Source organism: Marivirga sp. (assembly GCF_035704835.1).
Taxonomy (GTDB): Bacteria; Bacteroidota; Bacteroidia; order Cytophagales; family Cyclobacteriaceae; genus Marivirga.
The window spans coordinates 1-6,730 of the sequence record NZ_DASSWQ010000036.1 but is presented as its reverse complement, the minus strand read 5'-3'; the positions used below and the strand labels follow the sequence as shown (position 1 = coordinate 6,730).

4 protein-coding genes are annotated in these 6,730 nt (G+C 36.8%); all 4 read left to right on the top strand.

Going from position 1 to position 6,730, the window contains the following annotated elements; genetic code table 11:
* Window positions 1–873: 873 nt before the first annotated feature.
* The 4 genes from VFM92_RS05900 to VFM92_RS05885 all read left to right on the top strand — a co-directional run bounded on the left by VFM92_RS05900 (window position 874) and on the right by VFM92_RS05885 (window position 6,373).
* Window positions 874–1,065, top strand: coding sequence for a hypothetical protein (locus VFM92_RS05900; RefSeq protein ID WP_325121271.1), 192 nt, complete (start codon window positions 874–876; stop codon window positions 1,063–1,065).
* On the top strand, window positions 1,053–1,358 hold the full coding sequence (locus VFM92_RS05895) for a type II toxin-antitoxin system RelE/ParE family toxin (protein ID WP_325121270.1): 306 nt from the start codon (window positions 1,053–1,055) through the stop codon (window positions 1,356–1,358). The genes VFM92_RS05900 and VFM92_RS05895 overlap by 13 nt, the downstream gene beginning before the upstream one ends.
* Before the next feature lie 396 nt (window positions 1,359–1,754).
* Window positions 1,755–2,807, top strand: coding sequence for a hypothetical protein (locus tag VFM92_RS05890; protein ID WP_325121269.1), 1,053 nt, complete (start codon window positions 1,755–1,757; stop codon window positions 2,805–2,807).
* A 134-nt stretch (window positions 2,808–2,941) separates the two neighbouring features.
* Window positions 2,942–6,373 carry an amidohydrolase family protein gene (locus tag VFM92_RS05885; protein ID WP_325121268.1) on the top strand — a complete coding sequence of 1,144 codons (3,432 nt, stop codon included), beginning with the start codon at window positions 2,942–2,944 and terminating at the stop codon, window positions 6,371–6,373.
* The last annotated feature ends 357 nt before the right edge of the window (window positions 6,374–6,730 follow it).

Below are 6,730 nucleotides of genomic sequence, written 5' to 3'. Positions count from 1 at the left end.
TAGTAGACAGATTTAATCCTTTCCTTTCGTTTTTAATTTTAGCTAATTTACAGAAATCTAAAATTGTACTTTAGCTTGATGGTGTAAATATATGAGTAGACGGCCGTGAGCCATAAGCCCACGGTGCGCCTCTCACACCACTGTACGTACGGGTCTCGTATACAGCGGTTCGTCAAGCATAATATAGCCGCTCTTTACACCAGCTATACCTCGATTCTACTTTTTGAGATAGGGCTAGCAGAGCCTCCCTACCGAATTTTCGAATCACCTGACGTTCCGTCCTTCATCATTTTGTGAGTCCTCCGTAGCTCTTACGGCTCGTTACCCATAACTACTATGACTTCTGCTGACTTCTTGGCTCATAGAAACCGAATCTATTCCAAGATCTCCGCAGGTAAGTACATATTCCTTCCTCCGATTCCTGCGGCATCTACCTAATAGAGATTGTTGGTTACGGGCTTTGCAAAGATGTGCTTGCTTACCCTCTCTATCTGGTCTCCGTATGCCATTCCTGTTTGTCAGTACCGGATTTTTAGTCCCGCTTTCTTCCCTGCATTCCTCACGGAAAACCAGCTTGCGGCTTACTAACAGGCTTCACCAACTTGCCTGTAAGGGACTTGCACCCTCTGAATAATATGGTATCTTCGATACCATATGCCCATACTGGGCACACACATTGTATTAGCGTAATGCGGGCTGAATCGCTAAAATTGAGTATTTTAGCATTTATCAAAGTTTCGTGCGGGCGGACAGCGAATTGTTCCGAAATCCCGCACTACGCTTATACTTAACGTTACCTTTCATTAGTACACTACATAGCAAATATTTTTGATTATGGATTTATTTTCGATATGAGTTTGTTAACTTCATCATATGAAAGAAGTAACTCTTAAAAAATACCTCATACAAATAGCAGACAAATTGACTCCTGAGTCAACATTAGAAGATGTATATGAACAACTTTCTTTGCTTTCAGACATTGAGGAATCTGAGCAGCAAGAAAAAAATGGTGAAACTTTTTCACAGAAAGAAGTTGAAAACATCTCTAAAGAATGGTTAAGGTAATTTGGACTAAAAAAGCATTCGGGCAATTAGAACGAGCCATCAAGTACATTCGCGAAGAACAAGGAGTTTCATATGCTGAAACGGTGCTTAATAAGATTTTACAGACAACTGAATTATTAGAAAAATCACCTAAAATTGGTACTCTAGAGCCTCTTTTAGTGGATAAAAAATCAGAATATAGATTTCTAGTTGTTTGGAGCTACAAAATAATATACCGGACGACTAAAGATAAAGCAGTAATTTCAAGAGTATTTCACACTTCTAGAAATCCTAAAAGACTTAAAGGCATATAAAAACGAAAGGTAACATTTATTAAAAATGCATTTGCTTAGTGCTTCTAGCAAATTGAAGCGGTAGAATCGCCACAAAGCCAAACGGCTATTTCATTTAGATTTAGAACAGCCATTCAGCAGGGTTCTCTTCTTTTTTCTTTCATTAATTGTTTATGGTTTGGCTTCGCTACTTTAGTATTTCATCAGTGAAGTTTAGCAAACGCATTTTAGCTTCGCGTTAGATTTAATTTAATCATTACAAAAAACGCTGTGCATAATAATGAGAATGATATTGGTAAAATCGCAAATAAAAAATCAATAATTTCAGTATTTTTAGCGGTTGAAAAATTTATCCGAAAGGTATATTTTCATACTTCTCACAAACCAAAGCTTCTAGTTGTTAGAAAAAAATAAAAAGTGAACCCTATCCATTTTACACTTCGGTTGATTAAGTCGATTAATGACATCAGTAAATTTATTAATGTAAATTCAACTTATCATCGTGAAGCAAAAGCTACTATTGATAAACTGACTTCTTCTTATGACCTGGAATCTGCTGAAGCCATTCCACTTAACTTTAAATTAAAGCTGCAGTGGTATATGGCTGAATGTTTGTACTCTTGCGAAAAACTAAATTCACTAACAGATCAAACTTCCAACTACAAACAGAGACAATCTTATCTACTCAGTGGTGCATTAGGAGCCATTTGTGATTTTATTATAGATGATATTGAGATGGAAAATGAACAAATCAAGACCTTTAAAAAGCCAGAGACTGAAGAAAAATATGACAATATAGTCGATAAGCTATACGCATTGTTCTACCATTCTTTTTTCAATTCGCTTGAAGAAAGCATCAAAGCAAGAGCAATTCAATATTATGAATTACTCTTTGATGTGCAGGTCAGAAGTAAACAACAATTTAATCAAAACATCACTCAACAGGAAGTTGATGAAATATGTAAGGCAAAATGTGGATATTCTATATTGTTTCTCAGGTCATTGGTTAATGGCGAAATAACCGAAGTTGAAAAAAAAGCATGTTATGAATTGGGTGGTTTTATTCAATATTGCAATGACGCTCAAGATCTTCATAAAGATTTGAAGAAAGGCTTACGCACTTTTGCCAGTACGCGACCAAATCTTGAAACCATTGCCAATGATATCGACAAACAAAAAACAATTGCTTATTCTTTAGTAAAAGAAACACCTTACCAACAGAAGAAAATAGATGATCTATTATTTTCACTTCATATGATGGGAATCGGAATAATAGCCAAACTCTACAGATATCATGAAATATGTAATAATGCCTATTCTCATGAAAACCTTACCATGAAAAATAAAGAAGAGATTCGACCACAATTAGCTATAAGAAAGTTGATTCCTTACTGCTTTCCGAGGGTAATAAAGTACAATTTTGATACTGTGCATAAGCCTTATAATTTCAATCTCAACTTGAAACCATAAACTAATTGGATTTTAGTTAAACTTTCCACATAAATCCTTTTAATTGAAAGCCTCTGCTTTAACCACTCTTATAATAGTTACACGCTTTATCTCTAAAATTCACTATATTTCTCTTTGATTAAACAATTTAATTTATGAAGAAATATACTTTACTTTTAATGCTGATAGGCTTAATAATTTTCAACTTTGGCGCTTTTGCCCAGAAGGATGAAAAAGCTGACAGCACTAAAAAAGCAACAGAAGAACTTCCGCTTGAGCCGGAAAGAACCATCGAATTCAACACCAAAGAAGGTACCTGGCTATCTGTAGATGTGAGTCCCGATGGAAAAACCATCCTTTTTGATATGATGGGTGACCTTTACAGCATACCATTTACAGGTGGGAAAGCCACAAAATTAACGGAAGGAATGCCTTATGATGTGCATCCTCGCTTTAGTCCCGATGGGGAATCTATTGTTTTTATATCCGACAAAAGTGGTTCGGATAATATCTGGACTATGGATCTGAAATCGGAGGAAATGAAGCAAATCACTAAAGATGATAATCAAAATTATTTCGCTGCTGACTGGACTCCAGATGGAGAATATATAGTAGGCGCCAAAGGTAGAAGAAATATCAAGTTACATATTTACCATAAAGAGGGTGGCTCTGGAGCTCAATTAATTGATAAACCAGAAAATCTCAAAACCATCGATCCTGCCATTAGCCCTGATGGAAAATTAGTTTATTTTTCAAGAAGAAATTCCGCTTGGAATTATAATGCGCAATTCCCGCAGTACCAAATCGGCACTTACGATCTGGAAGATGGCGATATGGCGACTATTACTTCCCGCTATGGTTCTGCTTTCACTCCCACCCTTTCTCCTGATGGAAAATGGTTGGTTTATGGAACTCGCTTTGAAACTGAAACGGGTTTAGTAAGAAGAAACCTACAAACAGGTGACGAGGAATGGTTAGCTTATCCTGTTCAGAGAGATGAGCAAGAATCCATTGCTCCATTGGGCGTTTATCCTGCTATGTCATTTACGCCTGATAGTAAATTTCTAATTGCCACTTATGGAGGAAAAATCCATAAAATAGATATTAATGAAAAAACGGCTTCTGAAATTCCCTTTGAAGTAGATTTAAAATTGGAATTAGGGCCTAGATTAAAATTCGAATATCCGATTGAAGACAATAAAGAAGACTTTGTAACACAAATTAGAGATGCAGTTCCTTCTCCAAATGGTGAACAATTGGCTTTTACTGCCCTCAACAGGTTATATGTAATGGATTTGCCAGATGGTAAACCAAAACGCCTAACGAAACATGAATTTACAGAAGCTATGCCCGCCTGGTCACCAGATGGAACACAGCTTGTGTTTTCAACTTGGGAAGAAACAGAAGGAGGACATTTATATAAAGTAAATGCCAATGGAAGAGGTAAAGCTGAAAAATTAACCACTAACCCTGCGCTTTACTTGGACCCTGAATGGTCTTACCTGCAAAATAGAATTGTTTTTAATAGAGGAGCTAATCAAGTTTATCTAGATGCAATAGATCCTTTTGGTTCACTCATGATGGAAGATTTAGCCTGGATTTCAGCCGATGGTGGAAAAGTAAATTTAATCGATAAAGCTAAAGGCAGAAATACACCACATTTCACAAAAGTAGAAGATAGAATCTATTTAAATCATGGTGATAAGGGCTTGATTTCCATTCGTTGGGATGGAACAGACGAGAAAGAACATCTACAATTGACAGGAATTACGACTTATGGTTCATCTGTGGATATGATTCACGCACACGATGGAACTCATAATATATTACCTGATACAGAAGACGCTTGGAGAGAGCAAAACAAACCTTCAACTCCATCTGAAATAAGAATTTCTCCAGATGGCAATACAGCCTTGGCTAAAATTGCAAATGATGTTTATACGGTAACCATTCCAAAATACGGTCAAACCCCAAAAATATCAGTAGCTAAAGCAGATAATGCAGCATTTCCTGCTATGAAATTGACTGTTATGGGAGGAGAATTCCCTGCTTGGGGCCATGATAGTAATAAAGTGCATTGGTCGTTGGGAAGTAGTCACTTCATATATGACTTAGCAAAAGGCAGAGCCTATGCGGATAGCGTAGCCACTGCCAAAAAAGAAGCTGACAAGAAGAAGGAGGAAGAAAAAGAAGAAGACGAAGATGCTGATGATGAAGAAGATAAAGAGGAAAAGGTAGAGGAAGAAAAAGAGGAAGAAAAGAAAGACCAAGGATACACCGCTGAAGAACTTAAAATAAAAGTAAGTTATGAAAAAGATATCCCAGAGGGAACCATCCTTTTAAAAGGAGCAAGAATAATCACCATGACTGATAAAGGAGTAATAGAAAATGGTGATATTTTAATTGAAAACAATCGGATTTCAGCAGTTGGTGAAAGTGGTAGTTTAGATGTTCCTAATGGAGCAAAAACGATAGATGCTTCAGGCAAAACTATTACGCCAGGATTTATCGATACGCATGCGCACATGTGGCCTAATTGGGGACTGCATAAAAACCAGGTTTGGATATACTCTGCTAATTTAGCTTATGGAGTGACTACCACTCGTGATCCGCAAACTGCCACTACTGATGTTCTAACTTATTCAGACATGGTGGATGCAGGCATGATTCACGGGCCAAGAGTTTATAGCACAGGCCCTGGCGTTGGCTACTGGATGTACAACATTAAATCTTTAGTACACGCCAAAGAAGTACTGAAGCAGTACAGCGAATATTACGATACCAAAAGTATCAAAATGTATTTGGTGGGTAATCGTCAGCAACGCCAATGGATTATTATGGCAGCTAAAGAGTTGGAATTAATGCCTACTACCGAAGGAGGATTGGATTACAAACTCAACATGACTCAATTACTGGATGGGTATCCTGGTCACGAGCATAGTTTACCTATTGTAGGTATTTATAAAGATGCGGTTCAAACCATAGCTGAATCTAAAATGGCAGTTACGCCTACCTTATTGGTTTCATATGGAGGTCCTTGGGCTGAAGAGTTTTATTATGCTACAGAAGATGTTTATCATGATAAGAAACTGCAGTACTTTACTCCTTATGAAGAATTGGCTCAAAAATCTCGCAGAAGAGGTGCTTGGTTTATGGAAGAGGAACACGTTTTCCCAAAGCATGCTAAATTCATGAAGGATTTGGTTGAAGCTGATGGAATTGGTGGAGTAGGAAGCCACGGACAATTACAAGGATTAGGCTATCACTGGGAATTATGGTCGATGGCTAGTGGCGGCATGAGCAATATGGATGCCTTAAGAACTGCCACTATTTTAGGTGCGGAAGCACTAGGCTTAGAAGGTGATTTGGGAAGTATTGAAAAAGGTAAATTGGCTGATTTATTAATCCTGGATAAAAATCCATTGGAAGAAATCAGAAATTCCAACACTTTAACTCATGTGGTGAAAAACGGAAGAGTTTATGATGCAGATACTTTAGATGAAATTGCCCCTAATGAGAAAAAAGCAGAGCCATTTGAATGGCAAACCAAAAGACCGGAGAATGTTCCGGGTGTTCAGAAGGATTAATATCTGAGCTTAAATAATTAAAAAAGGGATACTGAAAATGAATCAGTATCCCTTTTATATATACTTTTATGTAATTATTAACTCATAAAAATAGTTAGGAAGCATTTTTGGCTAGTCGAAAGATTTCAACAATCATTTTTCAAAAAGTCTTAGGCTTTAAATTTACCATCATAGAGTCAAAAGTAAAGTTGACTTGTCAAGGAAATCACTTATTAGTTAGTCAGCCCTTAAAAACCCCATAATATATCCCTTTTAATGGTAAAAAATTTTGATAACAGATGAAACAGCTTTGATACATCTTTTGTAAATAGAGCCAAAGAGATGATTTCCATATGTTCATCATCCTTTTGAAGTTAA